The following is a 22,456-nucleotide window of genomic DNA, read 5'->3' on the forward strand; positions in this document are numbered from 1 at the left end:
GGTCCATGGCGACGCCGCCAAGATCGTTCGCACCAGCGTGTACGACAGGACCCAGCACATCGTCACCATCGCACTCGACGACCACGACCAGTACGTGCCGGCGCAGGAGCCGGAGCCAAATCCCGAATTGCTGACGGCGTTCGACGATTCGCCTGCGCCCGTAGTGCGCGGCAATCTGCCGAACGTCTATGACGGCATCTACCGCACCGCCTATTCCTACGGCATGTCCAAGGCGATGACGCAACGACTGATCAAGTTGCTGGCATCCAGTGTCGACTTTCAGTCGCGCCTCAATCCCACGGACCGCATCGAGGTGCTGTTCTCGCAGCCCGATGGCGACGACCAGGCGTCTGACGAATCCGAGCTGCTTTACGTCTCCGCGACTTTCGGCGGCACGACGCGAAATTTCTACCGTTTCCAGATGCAGGACGGCAGCACCGACTACTTCGACGAAAATGGTAGCAGCGCCGAGCAGTTTCTGCTGCGCAATCCGTTGCCCAATGGCCGATTTACGTCAGGGTTCGGTGCCAGGCGCCACCCCATTTTGGGGTATGTGAAAATGCATACCGGCACCGACTGGGCAGCTCCCGTGGGATCGCCGATCATTGCCGCGGGCAATGGCGTCGTCGAAAAAGCCGGCTGGGCCGGTGGCTATGGCAAGCAGATCATCTTGCGTCACGCCAATGGCTACGAGACGTCCTACAATCACCAGAGCGCCTTTGCCAAAGGCATCGAGCCGGGTGTTCGCGTTCGCCAGGGTCAGGTTATCGGCTATCTCGGCTCAACCGGCCTCTCCACCGGTCCGCATCTTCATTACGAACTGATCGTCAACGGCACAAAGGTCGATTCGATGCGCGTCCGCCTACCGGTCGGCAAGACGCTGAAGGGCGACGACCTCGTCGCCTTCAAGCGCGAGCGCGAACGCATCGACGACCTGCTCAAGCAGGAAGACAGCAATCAGTTGAAGGTCGCGAGCGCCAAGATCGAAGGCTGAGCCGACGTTTTTCGTCGTCAGCCGTGCTGATTCGCCGTGTCGCGCGCCCATGGCAGCCGCTCGCCGGAAACCGTCGTCCACGCGGCGATTGCCGAAAGCAGGCAAAGCACCGCGGTCACCGCGGCAACGGCGGCGAATGCCGCGTCGCTGGCGGCAAGTCGTGCCGCATCGAGGCCGGGCGCCAGGCCGGCTGGCGGCGGTTCGCCGAAACCCGGAATGCCGGAGCCGGCAGCGGTGCCGAGCACGCCAGCATAGACCCAGGCCGCCAGCGATCCCATCGCCGCCACGGCAATCAGGCCGCCGATGCGCGAGACGGCGTTGTTGATGCCCGAGGCCGCACCCGTATCCTTGTCCTCGACCGCCGTCATGACGGCGGGCGCCCGCGGCGCTACCACCCGCGCCCTGCCGCGCCCCAACAAATCCATCAGCGGGAATACCCCGATCCAGAAATTGTGGATGCCCCAATAGGCCAGCAAGGCAAGTCCGGCAAAGGCAAGAGCCACAACCAGACTGCCGCTGGCGATCGGAAAGCGAGGCCCGATGCGGTCGGACCACTGGCCGACCGGTCCGGACAACACTGCGATCAATGCCGACAGCGGCAGGAAGATGAAACCGACCTCGGCCGCGCTCAGCCTCCATCCGGCGATCATGAGCATCGGCAGATAGAACAGATTGGCCGACAGCGCGAAATAAAGGAAGAAGGTCGCCACATTGGCGCCCGCGAACGCGCCGATCCGAAACAACGACAGATCGATCATCGGCTCGCGCCGCCGGCGCTCGAAGACGATGAACACGACGAGCAAAACCGCACCGGCGGCAATACTCGGGCCGGACATCAGCCCCTCCCCGTCGCCGCTCATCGAGGTCAGACCGTAAGCGAGAGCTCCGAACGCCAATATGGCGAGTGCAGCGCCGCCGAGATCGAGGCTGCGCTTTTCCGCCGGCGCGTCGGCAGGGACCTTGGCCAGCAGAAGATAGACCGAGATAAGGCCGAGCGGCAGATTGATGGCGAAGATCGCCCGCCAGATGCCGTCGCCGAACGCCGACAGCACGAAGCCGCCCAGCACCGGGCCGAGCGCCGTCGTCAGGGCTGATGCTGCGGCCCAGATGCCGATCGCCCGGCCGCGTTCCTTTTTCGGATAGGCTTTGGCGATAATGGCCAGGCTGCCCGGCACCATGATGGCCGCTCCGACACCCTGGATAGCCCGAAACGCAATAAGCACCGCCGGGTTAGGCGCCAGCGCGCAGGCAAGCGAGGCGGCAATGAACAGGACGATGCCGGCGACGAAGGAGTGGCGCAGGCCGAAGCGATCGCCGGCGGCGCCGCCGACGAGAATGAGGGCTGAGAGTGTCAATGCGTAGGCATTGGAAATCCATTGTGCCTCGGCGAGGCTGGCGCCGAGGTCGACGCGGATCGCCGGCGTCGCAATGGCCAGGACCGACCCGTCGATGAAGCCGAGCGCGGAAGCCAGGATCGCGGCGATCAGCACGAACCGCCGCTGCGCCTGCGGACAGAACGTATCGGCGGGAAGTGAGCCGGTCAGGGGAACAGCGCCGGTACCGACTTTGGTTGGCGTGTGCATGCCGCCTTACCTAGATCGCCGGCGCGCCGGCGACAACCGGCCAGCACGCTGTTCTCGTTGAAACCAGGCCCAACCTTGGCCACACAGGCAGGATCACGCCGCTCAGGGTGCAAACGGCAAGTGCCGTGCTAAGCTTCTCGCAGCTACAGACAAGGGGGAAATACCGCATGAAACGACCGCTCGAACCCTCGGCGGAAGGACGCGGGCGCGTCGTCGGCATCACCGACGGCGTGTTCGCCATCGCGCTCACCCTGATCGTTCTCGAGATCAGGGTGCCGGCGCATGAAACGGTGCATTCCGAACGCGAGTTGATCACAGCGATCACAGCACTGGCGCCGCGCTTCCTGACCTATGCGCTCAGCTTCCTGACGCTGACCATCTTCTGGTTCGGCCAGCAGGCGCAACACGGGCTGATTGCAAAATCCGACCGGCGGCTTGCCACGCTGAACCTCTGCTTCCTCGGCTTCATCGCCTTGCTGCCGTTCTCGACCGACCTTCTCGCCGACTTCCTCGAATTCAGGACTGCGGTGCTCGTCTACTGGTTCAATCTTTTGATGCTCGGACTGACGCTGCTCGCCAGTTGGCGCTACGCGGACAAAAACGGATTTCTGGCCGAAGGTGTCGACGCGGAGACCACCCGAACGGTCTATCTGCGCATCGTCAAGGCACAGATCCTGTGGGCCGTCGGCGCTGCACTCTGCCTGATCAGCCCGTTGCTCAGCGTCGGCTTCATCCTGGTGGTGCAGCTGATCTATGCCGCAGCGCTGCGCGCGCCACTGCTGCGCAAGGTCATCGGGTGATTCGGGCGCAGGCGTTGCGCTTTAGTCGACGAACTCCACGATAACGCCGGGCGTCACGATCTTGGCAAGCTCGCGCGCGTCCCAATTGGTCAGCCGCACGCAGCCATGGCTTTCGGTCTTGCCGATCTTGGACGGATCCGGCGTGCCGTGGATGCCGTAGGTCGGCTTGTCCAGCGCAATCCAGACCGAGCCGACCGGGCCGTTCGGCCCCGGCGGGATGGTCAGGATCCTGTCGTTTTCGCCCTGCTTGAAATTGATGTTCGGGTTGTAGGTGTAGTTCGGGTCCAATGCGACACGCGACACCGCATGCGTGCCGGACGGCGACGGCGTGTCGGACGAGCCGATAGTCGCCGGATAGGCTGCGACCAGCTTGCCCGCCGCATCATAGGCGCGGACCTGCTTATTGGACTTGTCGGCGATGATGCGCGCCACCGGCGTCGCCACCAGCCTGCCGAAATTGGCGACCTTGATGATGGTGCCCGGACGATTGAAATTGGCGTCCGGATTGAGCTTGTTCAGATAGGTTTCATCCATATGGAAGCGCTCGGCCAGCGCTTCGGGTACCGACGTGTAGCCCATCCGATCGAGCTGGGCCTTTTGGCTGTAGTCCTCCGGTATCGAGGCGACATAGGGACCGGCCGCATCCTCGGGGGTGATCGTATATGAGGCGAAGGCGTCGCCGCCGGATTGCGCCAGGGCCGCCTGGATGCCGATTGCGTCGGTCGATTTCAGATTGCTGCCGGTGATCTCATTATAGGCGGCGAGCGCCTTGTCGACATTCGAGCCGAAGCGTCCGTCGATGACGCCGGGCGATGCACCGGCACGGTCGAGCAGCACCTGCAGTGCCGCCACGTCCTCGCGGGCGCCGAGCGCAAGCGACGGGTCGACCGCCGTCTTGCCGCCAGTGCTTGGCGGCGGGGCTGTGTCTGGCGGTAAGGCCGCCTGCTCGTTCGGCACCGTCGGCTCGACCGGCTCGATCGAGGCTTCATTGAGCGGCTGGCGCTCAATGGTGCGCGGCTTCACCGGCTGCGCTGCCTCCGGAAAATTGTTGCCATAGCCGCCGTCATCCCGCGGCGCTTCGGGGAAGGCTTCCACCGAATTGTCGCCATAGGGGTCGTACTCGTCGGCCGGCGGCACGATGACCCTGCCCTCGTCTTCCAATTGCCTGCGGCGGAAGCGCGCCACGTCCTCCGGATCGTCGAGATAATACGGATCGTCCTCGACCGGTCCGAGATTGCGCAAGCGCTCGCGGCGCAAGGCACGGCGGTCGAGCCTGGTCTGCGGCGGCTGGATGGCGATGACCTTGCCGGTCTCCGCATCGACGATGACGCGGTTTCCCCTGGCATCGTAGTAGATATCGAGATTGCCGTTCTGGGCGACAAGAATGCCGCCGCCATTGGCGGCACGAACCACCCGTAGCGCGGTATCCACTATTGGCGAGGCCATCGCATTCGACGCCAGCAGCCCGGCAGCAAGCGCTGAAAGGGTGAAGATGGTGCGCAACATGATGGCCAAATTCTCCGGTCCGTAATTGCCGCCGCCGGCATTGTCTCTTCAAAGCGCCGCGCGTCTTTTTCGACGCGCAAAGGACGCTCTAACGCTTTAAATCTCCGCATCGTGCTTTGCGAAAATCAAAACTCGATTTCGGGCCGATGTGGTAGGCGAACCCCTTCGCCAGCAAATCAGTTGCCAACGATAAGGTTCCAATATGAACCGGGCATGAAGATGGCGGATTTCTGACCGATTAACCGGCAGCGAGTCCCAATTCCTTGCGCGCCTGCTTCGTCAGCTTCAGCACGACAAGACGGTGGCTTTCGCGCAGGTAATCCTTCAGCGCGCCATCATCCATGCTTTCGCCGGTCTGGCGCTGGATCCATTTCATGCCGCGTGAGGCAAGATAGGGCGCGGGCCGAAGGCCCGGCTGCTCCCTCAGCACGTCATAGGCGATGTCGGAGCATTTGAAGGTAACGAACGGCTCCTTGCCCTCACTCCAGCCGCCGATCGCGAAGACCTTGCCGCCGACCTTCCAGACATGGGCGCCGCCCCACTGCACGACATGGGTCGCCGAAGGCAGCGAGGCGCAGAAGCTGTTATAGTCGTCCAGCGTCATCTGCGCCCCGCCAGTGATGTTGGACCATGAACCGAAGGCCGGCGTAACAAAAGGGTATGCCGGTTTTTCGGAAAGGATCATGGTCGAGATTGAAGATAGGAAGTTCCATCCCGATTCGATCGGGATGGAACAGGCTCTTGGCTTGAGCTCAGGCGGCCGCTTCGGTTGCCACGACTGCCGGCTTCGAGCGGAAGTTCAAGCGGTCGGAGCCGGCGGTGACCTTGACGGTCGAGCCGTCGAGGATCTCGCCGAGCAGGATCTTTTCCGCCAGCGGGTCCTGCAATTCCTTCTGCATCACCCGCTTCAGCGGCCGCGCGCCATAGGCAGGGTCATAGCCCTTGGCCGCCAGCCAATCGATCGCCTCCTGATCGAGCGAAAGCGATATCTTGCGGTCAACAAGCAGGTTTTCCAGCCGCTTGAGCTGGATTTGGACGATCTGGCCCATATCCTGCCGGCGCAGCCGGTGGAACAGGATCACCTCGTCGATGCGGTTGAGGAATTCCGGCCGGAACGAAGCCCTGACGACATTCATCACCTCGTCGCGCACGACGTCGACATCCTGGTCCTCGCCGAGATTGACCAGATATTCGCCGCCGAGGTTCGATGTCATGATGATCAGCGTGTTGCGGAAATCGACCGTGCGGCCCTGCCCATCGGTCAGCCGGCCGTCGTCGAGCACCTGCAGCAGCACGTTGAAGACATCAGGATGCGCCTTCTCGATCTCGTCGAACAGCACGACCTGATAGGGCCGGCGCCGTATCGCTTCGGTCAGCGCGCCGCCTTCCTCGTAGCCGACATAGCCGGGAGGCGCGCCGATCAGCCGGGCGACCGAATGCTTCTCCATGAACTCCGACATGTCGATCCGCACCATCGCGCTCTCGTCGTCGAAGAGGAAGCTGGCCAGCGCCTTCGTCAGTTCGGTCTTGCCGACACCCGTCGGCCCGAGGAACATGAACGAGCCGAGCGGCCGGTTCGGGTCCTGCAGGCCGGCGCGCGCACGGCGCACCGCTTTCGACACTGCCTGCACCGCCTCGCCCTGGCCGACGACGCGCCTGCCGATTTCGTCTTCCATGCGCAACAGCTTGTCGCGCTCGCCTTCCAGCATCTTGTCGACCGGGATCCCCGTCCAGCGCGACACAATATGGGCGACGTGATCGGGACCGACCACTTCCTCGACCATGCCGGCCTTGCCATCCCTGGCTTCAGCCTGCTTCAGCTGCTTTTCGAGTTCCGGGATCTTGCCATAGGCAAGTTCGCCGGCGCGCTGGAATTCGCCCTTGCGCTGGGCAATGGCAAGTTCGTTGCGCGCCTCGTCGAGCTGCTTCTTGAGGTCGGCGGCAAGCCCGAGCTTCTGCTTCTCGGCCTGCCATTTCGAGGTCAGCTCGGTCGATTCCTCCTCCAGGTTCGAGAGTTCCTTCTCAAGCCGGGCGAGCCGGTCCTTCGAGGCATCGTCCTTCTCGACCTTCAGCGCCTCGCGCTCGATCTTGAGCTGCATGATGCGGCGGTCGATCTCGTCCAGCGCCTCGGGCTTCGAATCGACCTGCATGCGGAGCCGCGACGCGGCCTCGTCGACCAGGTCGATCGCCTTGTCCGGCAGGAAGCGGTCAGCGATGTAGCGGTTGGACAGGGTTGCGGCCGCGACCAGTGCCGAATCCGAGATGCGCACCTTGTGGTGCTGCTCGTATTTCTCTTTCAGGCCGCGCAGGATCGAGACAGTGTCTTCGACCGTCGGCTCATTGACGAAGACCGGCTGGAAGCGGCGGGCAAGGGCCGCATCCTTCTCGACATGCTTGCGGTATTCGTCGAGCGTGGTTGCGCCGACACAATGCAGTTCGCCGCGGGCCAGCGCCGGCTTCAGCAGGTTCGACGCGTCCATGGCGCCATCCGCCTTGCCGGCACCGACAAGCGTGTGCATCTCGTCGATGAACAGAATGATGCCGCCGGCGGCAGACGTGACTTCGGAAAGCACCGCCTTCAGCCGCTCCTCGAACTCGCCGCGGTATTTGGCGCCGGCGATCAGCGACCCCATGTCGAGCGCCATCAGCTGCTTGTCCTTGAGCGATTCCGGCACATCGCCATTGACGATGCGCAGCGCCAGCCCTTCGGCGATCGCCGTCTTGCCGACGCCGGGTTCGCCGATCAGCACTGGGTTGTTCTTGGTGCGGCGCGACAGCACCTGGATGGTGCGGCGGATTTCGTCGTCGCGGCCGATGACCGGATCGAGTTTGCCCGCGCGGGCGTCCGCCGTCAGGTCGCGCGCGTATTTCTTCAGCGCGTCGTAGCCCTGCTCGGCGCTGGCCGAATCGGCAGTGCGACCTTTGCGTACGTCGTTGATGACCTGGTTCAGCGCCTGCGGCGTAACACCCGCCTTGGACAGGATGTCGGCGGTCTTGGCCGATTTTTCCATGGCCAGCGCCTGCAATAGCCGTTCGACGGTAACGAAGCTGTCACTGGCCTTCTTGGCCAGTTCCTCGGCGGTCGAGAACACCTTTGCCAGCGGCTGCGCCAGATAGAGCTGGCCATTGCCGCCCTCGACCTTGGGCATTGCCTCCAGTGCCGTTTCAACGCCGAGCTTGACGTCACGGACATTGCCGCCGGCGCGCTCGATCAGCGACGCAGCCAGGCCCTCGTCGTCATCGACAAGGACCTTGAGGATATGCTCGGGGGTGAATTGCTGGTGGCTGCGGGAAAGCGCCATGGTTTGCGCGGACTGGATAAAGCCGCGCACGCGCTCGGAATATTTTTCAAGATTCATGCCTGTCTCCTTCCGTCACCGGCCCGCTTCGCGGCACCGGATCAGATTGCGGTGACGGACCCGCCCGTTCGAGCCGGATCCTGTTCCCGCAAGATATGGGACGCAAACCACGGACCCTCAAGACTCGACACTGGCGAACGCATAATATTCCGAGCGCGCAAACAAAAACGGCGGAGATTTCTCTCCGCCGCCTAGGGTAAACGATGCGCTAAGATCGCCTGAACGTTTCTTCGATCAATTCTCGACGTCGGCAATAATAGGTTGACCGCCGGCGTCTTCAGCCGGCGCTGCATCGACCTTGCCAGTCTCGGCACTGTCAGGGACGGCATTGTCGTTGCCGCCATTTGCCTGTTCGACATCGAGCCGCGGACGGCGCGGACGCCTGGGGCGGCGTGCCGGGCTGTTTTCGGCCGCGGCTTCGTTGAGCTCGGCCTGGGCGGCGAGACCCGCTGGCGAAAGGTTTTCGAATTGCGGTGCGGGCTCGCTCACAAAGACCGGCTCAGCGGCCGGCACGGGCTCCGCCTGCGCCGGCGTCTCGTCGCGCCGTGGCTGTTCGACGCGTTGGCCACCCTGCTGCTCGCCGCGCGCGCCATACTCGCCGCGCTGGCCGTTCTGGCCGTAACCGCCATTGGGGCGACGGTCGCGGTGGCGTCCGCCATTGTTGTCGCGGCCGTCACGGTTGTCGCGGCCGCCCCGATTGTCGCGGCTGTTTTCCTGGTTCAGCGCCAGCTCGGCCGGCGTGCCATCGATGACCGGCTGCGGGCCGGCCCCGTGATTGGCCGAAGCCGATGCCTCGTTGGCATTGTTGTTGCCGGCATTGTCGAACTCGTCGCGATCCTCGTCGCCGTCATCGTCGAAATCGTCGCGATTCTGCTGGGCGTTCTGGATCGGCATCTGCGCCTGAGCGGCTGCGATGATGCGGTTATAGTGCTCTGCATGCTGGAGATAGTTTTCCGCCATCACCCGGTCGCCGGAGCTTTGCGCGTCACGGGCAAGGGTTGCGTACTTCTCGGCAATCTGCTGAGCCGATCCGCGGATCTTCACGTCCGGGCCGTTGCTCTCATAGTTACGCGTCAGGGGATTTGGCCCCTTACGATTGTTGTTGTTATTGTTGTTGCCGCCGCCGCCACTGTTGTTGCGACCGCGCATGCGCCTGTTTTGCTGTTGTGGCCTCATTAGACTCTCTTCACTTTGAAATTTTCGAAAAACTCTTCACGAACGGAGGCGCTCATGCGGCCAGCCGTTTCGTTCCTTCACCGGCGTTCGCCCGCATCAATTGCGTTGGCGCCACGTGCCATCCTGTTCCGGTTACTTCACTTGCCGGACGATTCCCGCACGAAGCTTGGGCGTCGTTTGCGCAAGAAGGCAGCTATTTCCAAGGAAAACCGAATCGCTAAGAGCACTGCCTGCTTCGTCTCATCCGGTTAACGCGACCCTAGCCGCATTCCCCGGTATTGCCAAGCGCTTTTTTCGCACTGCATCACGGCTTCCACCGTTCGAACACAAGAACTCTGTCGTTTCCGCCGAGATCACGAAACACCCCGACCGAACGGTACCCGGCCGCGGAGAATATCTCCGTAACCTGTTGGTGCTGCGTATGGCCGATCTCGACCGCAATCCTGCCTTGGAGTTCCAAATACGCTGCCGCTCCTGCGGCGATCTTCCTGTAGGGGCTCAGACCGTCCACGCCGCCATCGAGGGCCTGGCGTGGATCGAAACCGCGGACCTCGTCCTGCAGATTTCCAATGTCGTCTGAGGGTATATAGGGAGGGTTTGCGACAATTACATGGTACCGGCCAGAAACTTTTTCAAACCAGTCGGATTTGAGCGGCGTGAACCGGCCGGCGAGCCCCAATTCCCCGGCATTACGCATGGCTGTGGCCAGCGCCTCCTGCGAAATGTCAACGCCGGTGGCGGTCGCGGCCGGAACGGCGCTGAGCAGCGCCAGCGCGATGGCACCGGTACCGGTCCCTAGATCGAGGATGCGGCAGCCGCCCTCGCGTGCCGCCATTGCCTTGACGAAGGGCAGTATAGCCTCGACCAGCGTTTCGGTATCCGGCCGCGGCTCCAGCGTTTGCGGCGAAAGCGACAGGCGCAAGCCGTAGAATTCGCGGTAGCCAAGGATCCGGTGTACCGGCTCGCCGGCGATGCGCCGCCGCAAGGCGGCTTCGATCGCTGCCCTCACGCCCGCATCGACCGTTCGCTCGGGATCGGCGATGGCCTGCGTACGGGTCGTGCCGGAAAAATGCTCGATGATCAGCCTGGCATCGAGCGCCGGATCCGCGATCCCGGCTGCGGTGAGCCGGTTTCGCGCCTCCCGCAGCAGCGGCGCCAGCGTGGCGGGCAGGGTGTCAGCCATCGATGCCGATATCGGCGAGCAGCTTCGACTGGTGATCGGCGATCAGCGCGTCGATGATCTCGTCGAGTTCGCCCATCATCACCCGGTCGAGCTTGTAGAGCGTCAGGTTGATGCGATGGTCGGTGACGCGCCCTTGCGGAAAATTATAGGTGCGGATGCGTTCCGAGCGGTCGCCCGAGCCGACCTGCGACTTGCGCGATTCGGAGCGTTCCTCGTCCGCCTTGCTGCGCTCGAGGTCGTAGAGCCTGGCGCGCAGGATCTGCATGGCCTTCGCCCGGTTCTGGTGCTGCGATTTTTCCGCCTGCACCACCATGATGCCGGTCGGCAGGTGGGTGATGCGCACGGCCGAATCGGTGGTGTTGACGTGCTGGCCACCGGAACCCGAGGCGCGCATCGTGTCGATGCGGATGTCATCGGCCCTGATCTCGATGTCGACCTCTTCGGCTTCCGGCAGCACCGCGACCGTCGCCGCCGAGGTATGAATGCGTCCGCCCGCCTCGGTCGTCGGCACGCGCTGCACCCGGTGCACGCCGGATTCGAACTTCAGATGGGCAAAGACGCCCTTGCCCGAAACGGTGGCGATGATTTCCTTGTAGCCGCCGACCTCACCCTCGCTGGCCGACACCGTCTCGAAACGCCAGCCATGCGCCGCGGCATAGCGCTCGTACATGCGAAACAGGTCGCCGGCGAAAAGCGCCGCCTCGTCACCGCCGGTGCCGGCGCGGATTTCGAGGATGGCGTTCTTGTCGTCGGCGGCATCCTTGGGCAACAGCAGGATCTGGATGTCCTTCTGCAGCGCCTCGATGCGATGCTTGACCTCCGGCAGGTCGGCCTCGGCCAAGGCGCGCATCTCGGCGTCGGTGCCCTTGTCGGCGAGCATCGCCTCCAGATCGCCCTGTTCGTGCTCCGCGGCGCGCAGTGCCCTGATCTTTGCCACCATCTCCTGGATATCGGCATATTCGGAGGCCATCCTGACATAGGCGTCCGGCGCTGGCCCAGCCGACATCTGCGCTTCGAGCATGTCGAAACGCTTGACGACTTGATCCATACGGTCGCGGGGCAGGTTGATCATGGCGAAGTCTATAGCGGTATAGAGCGGTCGTCGGCAAAGGCTTGCAGCAGCGCCCGCATCGGCAGGCCATGCGCCGGCGCCATCAGATTGTCGTCGAAGAACGCTTCCAACTCGCTGAGCGGCAGTTCCGTCAGCATCGCCTTGACCGGGCCGATCGATGCCGGCGACATCGAGATCGAGCGATAGCCAAGGCCGATCAGCGCCATCGCCGAGATCGGCTTGCCGGCAAGTTCGCCGCACAAGGTCACCGGCGTCTGGTTGCGAGCCCCGGCATCGGCAATTTGCTTCAAAACACGCAGGAACGGCGTCGACAGCGGGTCGAAGCGGTCGGACAATTGGGTGTTGCCGCGGTCCACCGCCATGACGAACTGGAACAGGTCGTTCGAGCCGACCGAGACGAAATCGACCGCCTTCATCAACTCGTCGAGCTGGAACAGTAGCGACGGCACCTCCAGCATCGCCCCCACCTTGAGGCTGGTCGGCAAATGATGGGCAAAGCGCGACAGATGCCGCACCTCGCGGTCGATGATCTCGCGCGCCTGCGCGATCTCACCGAGTTCCGTCACCATTGGCAGCATCAGTTTCAGTTCGCGCCCGCCGCACGCCTTGAGCAGCGCGCGGATCTGGGTGCGCAGCAATCCGGGCCGGTCGAGCGTCAGGCGGATGGCCCGCCAGCCGAGAGCCGGATTTTCCTCCTGGATCGAGCCCTTGAAATAGGGGAGCACCTTGTCGCCGCCAATATCGATGGTGCGGAACGTCACCGGCTTGTCGCGCGCCGCCTCGAGCACGTCACGGTACAAGCGCTCCTGGGCTTCCGCGCGCGGAAAGGTCGAGGCGACCATGAATTGCAGCTCGGTGCGGAACAGGCCGATGCCGGCCGCGCCCGCTTCGGCCAGTTGCGGCAGGTCGACCGCCAGCCCGGCATTCATCAGAAGGTCGACCTGGACACCGTCCTTGGTCACCGACGGCTTCTTGCGCAGCTCGCGGTAGACCTCCTGCCGGCGCGCCCGGAAACGCACTTTCTCGGCATAGGCCGCCTCGAGGTCGGGCTGCGGGCGCAGATGGATCGCGCCTTCCTCGCCGTCGACGATGATGGCATCGCCGTTTTCCGCCATGGAAACGGCGCCCTTCATCTGGCCGGCGACCGGTATGCCCATGGCCCGCGCCACGATGACGACATGGCTGGTCGCGGCGCCGTCCTCCAGCACCAGCCCGCGCAGCTTGTCCCTGGGATAATCGAGCAGCTCCGCAGCACCCATCGAGCGGGCGACGATGATGGCGTCCTTGGGCAGCGAGGCCGCGACGTCCTCCGGTCCGCGCCCCATCAGCTGCCGCAGCAGCCGATTGGCGAGATCGTCGAAATCGCTCATCCGTTCGCGCAGATATGGATCGGTCATGTGCAGCATGCGGGCACGCATGTCGCTCTGCACCTTTTCGACCGCCGCTTCGGCCGTCAGGCCGTTGCGGATCGCCTCCTCGAGCCGGCGCACCCAGCCGCGGTCGTTGGCGAACATGCGATAGGCTTCGAGCACCTGGCGATGCTCGCCCTCGAAGGCGACGTCGCGGCGCTCCAGCATGTCGTCGATGGAGAGCCTGAGCGAGCCGAGCGACGCGTCGAGCCGCCTGACCTCTTCCTCGCTGTCCTCGTTGAAAAGATTGGTGACGACGATGCGCGGCTCGTGCAGCACCACATGGCCGAGACCGACGCCTTCGTTGAAGGACAGGCCGGTAAAGCTTACCGGGCGGCGCAGATCGAGCTCGAGGCCGGGCCTTGTCAGCCGCTCCAGATCGCCGGTGGCGATCATCTCGGCGATCACCATCGCCGTTGTTTCCAGCGCCTCGACCTCGTCGTCGCGATAATGGCGCATGGTCTTGTTCTGCACGACCAGGACGCCGAGTGTCCGCCCTGCCCGCAGCACCGGCACGCCGAGGAAGGAATTATAGATTTCTTCCCCTGTCTCCGGCAGGTAGGCGAAGGCAGGATGCTCCTGCGCGTTGGAGAGGTTGAGCGGCCGCGCCGAGGCCGCGATCGTGCCGACCAGGCCTTGGCCCAGCCTGAGCTGCGCCAGGTGGACGGCGTTCGGGTTCAGGCCTTCGGTGGCGTAGAGTTCGAGCACCGAATCGGCGCGCAGCACATAGAGCGAGCAGACCTCGGCAACCATGTTGGAGGCGATATCGCGCACGATTCGGTCAAGCCGCTCCTGCGGCTCCAGCGGCTCTTGCATGAGCTCGCGGAGCCGTTTCAGCAAAACGCGCGGGCCACTGGCCGAATCACGCATCGCGGCTTCTTCCTCCAATAGCATTTCAACCGGTGCAGGTTGCCCTGCACAGCGGCACAAACGCAACAACTCAATTAGAGCGCTGTCGTCCAATTGGACGCATAAAGACCGCTCCAAGATTTTCGATCCGCTGCATCCTGCCTTCCGAAAATCGATTCCGATTTTCGGGCCGATGCAGTCTGCTACTGCTTATCCAGACCGTACACGGAATGCAAAGTGCGAACTGCTAGTTCCGTATAGGGACCGTCGATCAGGATCGAAATCTTGATTTCGGACGTCGTGATGGCGCGGATGTTGATCGCGCGGTCGGCCAGCGCCTTGAAGGCGGTAGCGGCGACGCCGGCATGGCTGCGCATGCCGATGCCGATTACCGAGACCTTCGACATGCCGGCTTCCGACTGCACCACGTCGTAGCCGATCGTCGCCTTCAGCCGCTCGAGCACGGCGAGCGCCTTGTCGACGTCGCCGGATGGCACGGTGAAGGTCATGTCGGTGAACTTGCCGTCCTCGGAAATGTTCTGGACGATCATGTCGACGTTGATATTGGCCTCGGCCAGCGGCCCGAAAATGCCGGCGGCGACGCCCGGCCGGTCGCCGACGCGGCGCAGCGAAATCTGCGCCTCGTCCTTGGCATAGGCAATTCCGGTGACGACCTGCTGTTCCACGATCTCTTCCTCGTCGCAAATAAGCGTTCCCGGCGGATTGAGCAAATCCCCCATTCCGGGTGCATCGGGATCGTCGAAGGACGACCGCACGAAAGTACGCACCCTGTGCACCATGGCAAGCTCGACCGAGCGTACCTGCAGGACCTTGGCCCCCAGCGAGGCCATTTCGAGCATTTCCTCGAACGAAATCTTGGCCAGCCGCCGCGCTTTCGGCTCGATGCGCGGATCGGTCGTATAGACCCCGTCGACGTCGGTGTAGATGTCGCAGCGGTCGGCCTTGACCGCTGCCGCGATGGCGACAGCGCTGGTATCGGAACCGCCGCGGCCGAGCGTTGCGATCCGGTTGTCCGGCCCGATGCCTTGGAAACCGGCGACCACCGCCACCTGGCCTTCGCCGAAGCGCTTGATCAGGAATCCGCCGTCGATATCGAGAATGCGCGCCGCGCCGTGCGCGTTGTCGGTCTTGATCGGGATCTGCCAGCCTTGCCAGGAGCGGGCATGCACGCCGATATTCTGCAGGGCGATCGCCAGCAAGCCGGCGGTGACCTGCTCGCCGGACGCGACCACGGCGTCATATTCGCGCGCATCGTGCATCGGCGAGGCCTCGCGCGTCCATTGCACGAGCTCGTTGGTCTTGCCGGACATCGCCGAGACCACGACGGCGACCTCATGGCCGGCGTCGACCTCGCGTTTGACATGACGCGCCACATTGCGGATGCGGGCGATGTCGGCGACGGAGGTTCCGCCGAATTTCATCACGATGCGCGCCATAGAAGCGAAATGCCTTTGACTGGATGCCGGACCGAAGGCCGAAAAGCGGAAAAATACGCCAAGCTGTGGCCGGGCGCTCAATGCGCGGCCTCCTTAGCCAAATGATCGCGGTTTCGCAAGGCGGTGAGGATTCCGTCGCCTTGCCCCGTCCATCAACCAGATTTCAAGCCACGCTCTTGGTGAGCTTTGGCTTTTGCTGCTCGACACGGGCGAGACCCGCTCCGGCGATGACGCGGTCACGGCCCTCAGCCTTTGCCTGATACAAAGCGCGATCCGCGGCATTGACGATCTCCGCCCATGAGGCGCCGAGCTCCGGGAAGGCGGCGACCCCGAACGACGCGGTGATGGTGCCGAGCGTGCGGCCGCGGTGCGTGACGTGCAGCTGCTTGATCGCCTTTCGCAGAGCTTCGGCGCGATCGGCGCCATCGGCCAGTGACGTTCCAGGCATCATCAAGGCAAATTCCTCGCCGCCGTAGCGCGAAACCACGTCGCTTTCCCTGACATGGTCGACCAGCGTGGCGGCCACCTGCTTGAGGACGAGATCCCCCGCTTCGTGGCCGAACGTATCGTTGAACTGCTTGAAATGATCGACGTCGAGCATGATCAACGTCAGCGGCTGCTCGGCACGTTCCAGGCGCCTGAGCTCGCGGCTGCTGGTCTCCTCAAGGTAGCGGCGATTGTAGAGCCCGGTGTTGGGATCCCGGATCGACTGCTGCCGCAACGTCTCGCGCAGACGCAGATTGGCAAGCGCCAACGCCAGCGTATCGACGACGCCACGCAGTATCTGCTGCCGTTCGGCAAGCCACTCCGGCTTGTCAACGGCATTCGGCTCGCACAGATGCAGGATGCCAAGCGTCTCTCCCTGCGCTGCTAGAGGCATACAGACATAACCGCGGCCGCCATTTTCGGTGATGTGGTTGCAGCGCGGCGTCAGCATGCCTGGACCTGCGACGTGCTCCTGGCCGCGCCGCAGCGCCCAACAATCTTCCGGTCCGAACTGGCCGACGCTCGACCGGATGGTGCCCCAATGCGCCATCTCCTCCACGAGGTTGCGCGACGCACTGGTCAGGTGAACGGTTCCGCTCAATCCGCCGAAGAAATCAGGCATGGCGGAGCCGACGACGGAAAATGCCTCGCGAAAAGTGACGCAGGCCTGAAGCAGTTCGCCGAGCTTGACCAGGCGGGTCGTGGCCTCCGATGTCTCTTTCAGTTCACGATTGAGCCTCGCCAGTTCTTCGGCACGATCGTGCACCGCCCGCTCGGCACTGCGCAGGTCGCTGATGTCGCTGAGCGTCAGCACGATGCCGCCATCGGCGCGGTTGAGCGGATTGCAGCTGACGACCACGGGCAAGGAGGTCCCATCCGGTTTTGCCAGCCTCACCTCATTCTGGTGGCGGCGGCCGGTGGTCATGGCCAGTTCGACCGGAGATGTTCCCGACGCGGGCTTGTCTCCCGACGGCCCTCTGATATCCAGGGCCGACTGCCAGTCCTGCCCCACGACCTTGTCGCTGCGCCGCCCGATGATCTCGGCTGCCGCCGGATTGACGGACACGACCTGACCCTTGCCGTCGATGACGGCGATGCCTTCGGCAACGGTCTGGACGATGTCTTCGATGTAGGCCTTCTGATCGACAAGTTGAGCCCGCGAGGCTTCGATTTCGGAGGCCATAGTGTCGAACCCTTGCGCCAACTGTCCGAACTCGTCATCGGAGGTGCGGCCGATACGGGCCCCGGCGTCGCCGCGCGCCAGCGATTCGATGCCGCGGTTGAGACCAGCAAGGCCTTTACTGAAGCCTCGCAACAACAGGAAGGCGGAGGCCGCCGCGATCAGCACGGCTGCCGCGGTACACAGGCACACAAGCCACAGCATATCGTTCGTGCGCTGCTGTGCGGCTCGCAGCAGCGGTGTGTACTCGAACAGGACGGCGCCGACGATCTTGCCGGGTGCATCCTCGATCGGCACCGCAACCAGGTCAATCGGGTCGGCCACGTCGGCACTGGCCTCGACGAAGTTGCGCGGCACGCCGTCGTCAATCGTCCGGGCGATTTCATTGCCGGGATCGTAGTCGAACGTCGTGCCGATATTTTGCTCTTCTCCCGGAACGTCGGCGAAAATAACCTTGTTTTTGTCTACGATGACGAGATCGCGTTTCGAGCGGCCGTGCTGCAAAGTCACGAATTCGCGGAGCCCATCGGGTCTCTCGAATAATGAACGCGGCGCGTCCGATGCCCTGAAGGCAATAGTTTCGGCCAACTGCCGTGCGACGCTTGTCGCCTCGGCCAGCGCCACGGATTTGGTCAGCGATATCTGCGAGATGATCGCAACGCCGCCGACCAGGCCGATCAAGGCCACGGCGCTGAACAATGTCGCGACTATCTGGGTTCTTATGCGCACCGGGCTGCCCCTACTCGGACAGCAATCTAAATGCCAAACACTGACCCAACGTTAAGAAACCGCCAATATCGTAAATTTGCCGTTAAGCCACACCGGCCAGTTGCACTCCCAACGCGGGCGGTTCAGCCCGTCCGTACGATGGCCTGCCACAGGCGCGGATAGTCGAGGACGAAACCGAGCGGCGAGACCTCCAGTGTCTCGTGGTAGCCGAACATCGGGGCGGCATAGGCGTAATGTGCAGCATCGACGCGCTGATAGGTTTGCTCGAGGTGAACGAGCCTGAGTTCGGGAAATGCCAGATAGGCTGCCGGCGCGGGCGTCGCCATACCGACATCGAGGGCAAAGCGGCGAAGCGCCAAAAGGTTTGTGGCGGGCGTGAAGCCGAGATCGACATCGATGAGACCGTCGACTTCCGCTTGATGCTCGCCGTTCAGCGTCCATTGGCGCTCGGTCAGCCGGTCGATCCTGTAATGCAGCTGTTGCGTGCCGAGAAAGCCGTCGGCGCGCGCCGATCGTGTATGCCAATCGGCGTCGCAGTCCGCCTCGTAGGCGATGCTGCACGGCTCGCCGTCCTGGACGAAAAGCGCGTGTCCCAGGTTCCACCCGGAACTCGCTTCCGACAGAAGGCAAGCGTCGTGGCCTTCCTGGTCAAGCCGGCGCCAAAGAATGGAAGCAACCGCTCGCATCATTGCGCACTCCTCCGAACCCGATGTCTCTGCTTCGTCCGCCAAAGCCTAGGCGTTTCCTTCCGGCACACCATCAACTGACACGTGCTGACACAAATGCAGCCGGCAAAAGGCGGCGCCGGAAGGCATCGCGCGCATCGCACCGCCGGCGGTGAATTTCGCGCCTTGACATTCGCAGCCTCGCGCCCGACTTCCTAGCGTCCGAGGAGACCACGCCATGCCTGAGCCCCGACGATCGACGATCGATGCCGGAGAGGTGGAACGCTTTTCCGCCCTTGCCGCCGAATGGTGGAACCCGAACGGCAAGTTCCGCCCGTTGCACAAGTTCAACCCGATCCGGCTTGCCTATATCCGCGACCGGGTGGCGGCCCGCTTCGGCCGCGATCCGCGTGCGGCACGGCCGTTCGAAGGCCTGCGCTTCCTTGACATCGGCTGCGGCGGCGGGCTTTTGTGCGAGCCGATGGCGCGGCTTGGCGCCGAAGTGGTCGGCGCCGATGCCTCCGCCACCAACATCGAAGTGGCCAAGCTGCATGCGGCGGAAGTCGGCGTGAGCGTGGATTATCGCGCCACGACCGCGGAAGACCTTGCCGATGCCGGCGAAAAATTCGACGTCATCCTCAACATGGAAGTGGTCGAGCATGTCGCCAATGTCGATCTGTTCCTGGCCAAATGCGGCGAGATGGTCAAGCCTGGCGGCATCATGTTCGTCGCCACCATCAACCGCACGCTGAAGGCCCTGGGCCTGGCCATCATCGGCGCCGAATATGTGCTGCGTTGGCTGCCACGCGGCACCCACCAATTCGGCAAGCTGGTGCGCCCCGAGGAACTGGAAAAGGCGCTTGCCGGCGCCGGCCTGACCGTCATCGACCGCACCGGCGTCACCTACAACCCGCTCGCCGACCGCTGGCAGCGCTCGAAGGACATGGACGTCAACTACATGGTGCTGGCGGAGAAGGCATCCGCCTGAAGCTTACGCCTTCTGGCCCCTATGGCTTCTGGCTTTGCGCCTTGGTGGTGATGAACACGCCGGCGGTGATGATGACGGCACCGGCCCAGGTCAGCAGTTGATAGCGCTCGCCGAGGAAGAGGGTCCCGGCAAACAGCCCGACTGCCGCCGCGACGTAGCCGATCTGGCTGAGATAGACCGGGCCGCCGACCGCTTGCAGGCGGAAGAAGAAGGCGAACATCGCCGAGGCTGATGCCACCTGTGCCGCAGCGACCAGCGGCACGCCGCCGAGCGAGCCGAATGCATTGCCGCCAAGCAGGACCAGAATGCCGGCAAACAGCATCAAGGCTGCTGCCAGATGGCTGCCGACGGCGAGCTCGATCGGGCCGGTGCCTTCGGGCCAGTCGACGGTACGGTAAATGTTGCCGGCGGCGAGGCTGACCGGGATGAGCAGGTCCATCGCAACCCAGAAAAATTCGGCCGGCTGGCCAGCTTCGCCGCGCGTCACCGCCACCATGACTGCGCCGACGAAACCGACGACTATGCCGACGATGCCCAGCATGGTCGGGGGCCTGACGCCGAGCAGCATCGAGAACACCAGCGTGACGACCGGCGACAGCGTGAACATGATGCCGCTGTAGCCGGCGCCCAGATGCGGAATGGCTGAAAACATCAGCAGATTGGGGATTGCATATGAGACGGCCGCGGTGACGAAGAAATAGCGCAGCCTGTGCGGCGTAAGCCGCATGCGCTTCCCGTTGAGCAGCAATGCGCACAAAAGCACGCCGCCGGCACCAAGCGAGATGACGAAGGCCCAGACCATGGCGGCCACGCCGGCCCGTCGCGATCTTGCCGAACGGCAGCGTCAGGCCGAGCAGTCCACCGGTGACAACCAGAAGGCCAAGCGCCGAGTCCCAGAGAAATTTCATCGCACCGTCCCGTCGCTCGTTCGCGGCACTTGGCCAATATCGCAAGCTGAGGTAAGATAAGGTAAAGATTCTTCACGTCAAGATACATAGCGGTGAGAGACATGGATCGCGCAGCAAAAGCGATCGGGCAATGGAAAAAGGAACGGCCGGATCTCGATGTCTCGCCGATGGCCGTGCTCGGACGGTTGAACGAGGCCGCCTCGCTGATCGCACGAGAGCGGCTGGCGCCGCTGTTTGCAAGTTACGGGCTGCAATCCGGAGAATTCGATGTGCTGGCGACGCTGCGTCGTTCCGGGCCGCCATACGCGCTGACGCCGACGGCTCTCTACGAGGCGACGATGGTAACGTCGGGCGCGATGACCAACCGCCTCGATCGGCTCGAGAAATCCGGTCTGATCAAGCGCGGGCCGCACCCCGACGATCGCCGCGGCATTGTCGTGCAACTGACTAAAAGGGGTCTGGCGTTGATTGAGGAGGCGGTTACCGCTCACGTCGCCAACGAGCACCAGATACTTTCTGGGTTAGCACGCCCGGAGCAGATCATGCTGGCTCGCCTGCTCGAAAAATTGATAGCGAGCCTAGGCTAACCCAGGGCGGCCAAGAGGGCCGGCCGAGAGGGTGGAAAGCTTAAATCCTGGTCGCCGAGCCTCGTTTGGGCCGGCGAACAGCTCTGATCTTGCCGCTGTTTCCGCCGCCACAGAAAAACTGGTCGCCGCCATCGGATTCGAGCCCCGACACGCCTGTTCCCGGCGGCATATCGAGCTTCTCAAGGACCTTTCCCGTTTCAGGATCGATCCGCCTGACATCGCTCTCCTCCCCCTCCCAGGTGCCATGCCACAGCTCGCCGTCGACCCAGCTGACCCCGGTGACGACGCGGTTGGAAACGATGGTGCGAAGGATTGCCCCTGTCTCGGGATCGACCTGATGAATCTTTCGGCCCCGATGCTGCCCGACCCAGAGCGTTCCTTCGGCCCAGGCGAGCCCGGAATCACCGCCATTGCCAGGAGCCGGGATCGTCGCCAGCACCTGGCCATTCTTCGGATCGATCTTCTGGATACGATCCTCGGCGATCTGATAGAGGTGCTGGCCGTCGAAGGCCGTTCCGGCGTGTGCCGCGACGTCGATCGAGCGCACCACTTTGCCGCTTGCCGGATCGAAGGCGTTCAATCTGTCGCCTGAGGCAAACCAGACATGCTCACCGTCAAAGGTAACGCCGTCTACGTGGTCGACACCCGGAAAGGGCCCATATTCTCGAAGGATTTCGGCTGCGGATCGTTCCATGATTCCATCCTAGTAGCCCGGCAGTGGGCCGGGGAGTAACAAGATTGTCGGGAAACCCGTCAGCGGCGGGGTCATCCAGCGACGCGCCCGTCCGCGGCCGAACGACTGCACCTTGCCGGCCTGGGCGAGCTGCTCGAGCGCTCGCTGCACGGTACGCGAACTGGCTCCAAGCGCAATCGCCAGGGCCGAACTCGACCAAGACTCGCCGTCGGCGAGGAAGGCGAGCACGGCGGCATGCTCTTCTTCGACGGGTGGCGCCAGCACGACGACCTCACCTGCGCGGCGCGGGGCCAGCGCAAAGCCCCGCTTCGTCGCGCTCACATCCGCCAAGCTCCGAAGCTCCGCGCGAAGCCGCCCGACTTCGACCCGTAACCGTGCGCGATGTGATTCGTCCGCGTCCTTTCCGCGGAAAGCGCGCGCAATGAGCGTCGATCTTGCCACGTCCCCCGGCCAGGCTTCGGCCAGCGCGCGGGCCAGCGCGAACAGCACCGGGCGGGTCGCCAGCGAGACAACCGTATCTGCGACCCGCACGACATTGCGGCATGCATCCACCACGAGCGCCCCCGACGCCAGGAGCGCTTCGACTTCATCGAGCAGGAGGGGCCGTTCCCCGCCACGCGCGACAAGGCGTGCGGCCGGCGTGTCCAGCACCAGCGATGCGCTCTCCACCTCCGCGATCAGTGCGGGGATGCCGGACGCGGGGGGCGCCCCGGCGCCCCCGGCGCGGGGGGGGGGCGGCGGGGGGGGGGGGGGGGGTTTATAGATACAACAGGCGCCCCCGCCGGGGGGGGTGGGGGGGGGGGGGGGGGTGGGTGGTTGATATATAGTGTT

The 22,456-nt window shown here is 63.8% G+C and carries 16 protein-coding genes and 2 pseudogenes (1 of these 18 cut by a window edge); 4 read left to right on the plus strand and 14 right to left on the minus strand.

The annotated features are described in order from the left end of the window. On the plus strand, positions 1 to 994 hold the 3' portion of the coding sequence (locus tag NKI24_RS32550; RefSeq protein WP_352475052.1) for a M23 family metallopeptidase. It extends 965 nt beyond the left edge of the window; the window shows 994 of its 1,959 coding nt (coding positions 966-1,959); its start codon lies off the left edge, out of view; its stop codon occupies positions 992 to 994. 17 nt (positions 995 to 1,011) lie between these two features. On the opposite strand, the gene NKI24_RS32555 is transcribed toward NKI24_RS32550, so the two are convergent. Beyond that, positions 1,012 to 2,577, minus strand: coding sequence for an MFS transporter (locus NKI24_RS32555; protein WP_352750398.1), 1,566 nt, complete (start codon positions 2,575 to 2,577; stop codon positions 1,012 to 1,014). Positions 2,578 to 2,744: 167 nt separating this feature from the next. Here NKI24_RS32555 and NKI24_RS32560 point away from each other — a divergent pair, with 167 nt between their 5' ends. Beyond that, complete coding sequence (locus NKI24_RS32560) at positions 2,745 to 3,377, plus strand: TMEM175 family protein (protein WP_023675159.1); 633 nt, start codon at positions 2,745 to 2,747, stop codon at positions 3,375 to 3,377. 21 nt (positions 3,378 to 3,398) lie between these two features. On the opposite strand, the gene NKI24_RS32565 is transcribed toward NKI24_RS32560, so the two are convergent. From NKI24_RS32565 to NKI24_RS32610, 10 genes are all read right to left on the minus strand, one after another. Next, positions 3,399 to 4,883, minus strand: coding sequence for a L,D-transpeptidase family protein (locus NKI24_RS32565; RefSeq protein WP_352750399.1), 1,485 nt, complete (start codon positions 4,881 to 4,883; stop codon positions 3,399 to 3,401). Positions 4,884 to 5,121: 238 nt separating this feature from the next. Next, positions 5,122 to 5,487 (minus strand): MmcQ/YjbR family DNA-binding protein, encoded by a 366-nt coding sequence (locus NKI24_RS32570; RefSeq protein WP_352456638.1) that lies wholly within the window; start codon positions 5,485 to 5,487, stop codon positions 5,122 to 5,124. 148 nt (positions 5,488 to 5,635) lie between these two features. Next, complete coding sequence (gene clpB, locus NKI24_RS32575) at positions 5,636 to 8,242, minus strand: ATP-dependent chaperone ClpB (protein ID WP_352750400.1); 2,607 nt, start codon at positions 8,240 to 8,242, stop codon at positions 5,636 to 5,638. Between the two features lie 234 nt (positions 8,243 to 8,476). Beyond that, entirely contained in the window at positions 8,477 to 9,418 is a 942-nt protein-coding gene (locus NKI24_RS32580) for a DUF4167 domain-containing protein (RefSeq protein ID WP_352453084.1), read from the minus strand. 304 nt (positions 9,419 to 9,722) lie between these two features. After that, on the minus strand, positions 9,723 to 10,601 hold the full coding sequence (gene prmC, locus NKI24_RS32585) for a peptide chain release factor N(5)-glutamine methyltransferase (protein ID WP_352750401.1): 879 nt from the start codon (positions 10,599 to 10,601) through the stop codon (positions 9,723 to 9,725). Then, positions 10,594 to 11,673: a peptide chain release factor 1 gene (prfA, locus tag NKI24_RS32590; RefSeq protein ID WP_352594829.1), complete on the minus strand. Its 1,080-nt coding sequence runs from the start codon at positions 11,671 to 11,673 to the stop codon at positions 10,594 to 10,596. Before prfA ends, prmC begins: the two co-directional genes overlap by 8 nt. A gap of 8 nt (positions 11,674 to 11,681) precedes the next feature. Beyond that, entirely contained in the window at positions 11,682 to 13,952 is a 2,271-nt protein-coding gene (gene ptsP, locus NKI24_RS32595) for a phosphoenolpyruvate--protein phosphotransferase (protein ID WP_352453081.1), read from the minus strand. Positions 13,953 to 14,134: 182 nt separating this feature from the next. Further along, positions 14,135 to 15,388, minus strand: a complete 1,254-nt coding sequence (locus NKI24_RS32600) for an aspartate kinase (protein ID WP_352471486.1) — start codon at positions 15,386 to 15,388, stop codon at positions 14,135 to 14,137. Positions 15,389 to 15,551: 163 nt separating this feature from the next. Beyond that, the gene (locus NKI24_RS32605; protein ID WP_352750402.1) at positions 15,552 to 17,783 is read right to left on the minus strand and encodes a sensor domain-containing diguanylate cyclase; all 2,232 of its coding nucleotides are present in this window, start codon (positions 17,781 to 17,783) and stop codon (positions 15,552 to 15,554) included. A 122-nt stretch (positions 17,784 to 17,905) separates the two neighbouring features. Then, positions 17,906 to 18,472 carry a putative glycolipid-binding domain-containing protein gene (locus tag NKI24_RS32610; RefSeq protein ID WP_352750403.1) on the minus strand — a complete coding sequence of 189 codons (567 nt, stop codon included), beginning with the start codon at positions 18,470 to 18,472 and terminating at the stop codon, positions 17,906 to 17,908. A gap of 214 nt (positions 18,473 to 18,686) precedes the next feature. Between NKI24_RS32610 and ubiG the strand changes: the two genes are divergently transcribed. Continuing rightward, entirely contained in the window at positions 18,687 to 19,436 is a 750-nt protein-coding gene (ubiG, locus tag NKI24_RS32615) for a bifunctional 2-polyprenyl-6-hydroxyphenol methylase/3-demethylubiquinol 3-O-methyltransferase UbiG (protein WP_352750404.1), read from the plus strand. A gap of 19 nt (positions 19,437 to 19,455) precedes the next feature. On the opposite strand, the pseudogene NKI24_RS32620 reads toward ubiG, so the two are convergent. Continuing rightward, positions 19,456 to 20,344 (minus strand): annotated as a pseudogene (locus NKI24_RS32620) (DMT family transporter). Between the two features lie 101 nt (positions 20,345 to 20,445). Between NKI24_RS32620 and NKI24_RS32625 the strand changes: the two are divergent. Continuing rightward, on the plus strand, positions 20,446 to 20,931 hold the full coding sequence (locus NKI24_RS32625; protein ID WP_352750405.1) for a MarR family winged helix-turn-helix transcriptional regulator: 486 nt from the start codon (positions 20,446 to 20,448) through the stop codon (positions 20,929 to 20,931). Between the two features lie 40 nt (positions 20,932 to 20,971). Here NKI24_RS32625 and NKI24_RS32630 read toward each other — a convergent pair whose 3' ends face one another. Together NKI24_RS32630 and NKI24_RS32635 are read right to left on the minus strand one after the other, a co-directional pair. Continuing rightward, on the minus strand, positions 20,972 to 21,625 hold the full coding sequence (locus NKI24_RS32630; RefSeq protein WP_352471321.1) for a Vgb family protein: 654 nt from the start codon (positions 21,623 to 21,625) through the stop codon (positions 20,972 to 20,974). Between the two features lie 9 nt (positions 21,626 to 21,634). Further along, positions 21,635 to 22,315 (minus strand): annotated as a pseudogene (locus tag NKI24_RS32635) (winged helix-turn-helix domain-containing protein); the annotation flags it as partial. Positions 22,316 to 22,456: the final 141 nt, after the last annotated feature.

Source organism: Mesorhizobium sp. M0701, assembly GCF_040320365.1.
Lineage (GTDB): Bacteria > Pseudomonadota > Alphaproteobacteria > Rhizobiales > Rhizobiaceae > Mesorhizobium.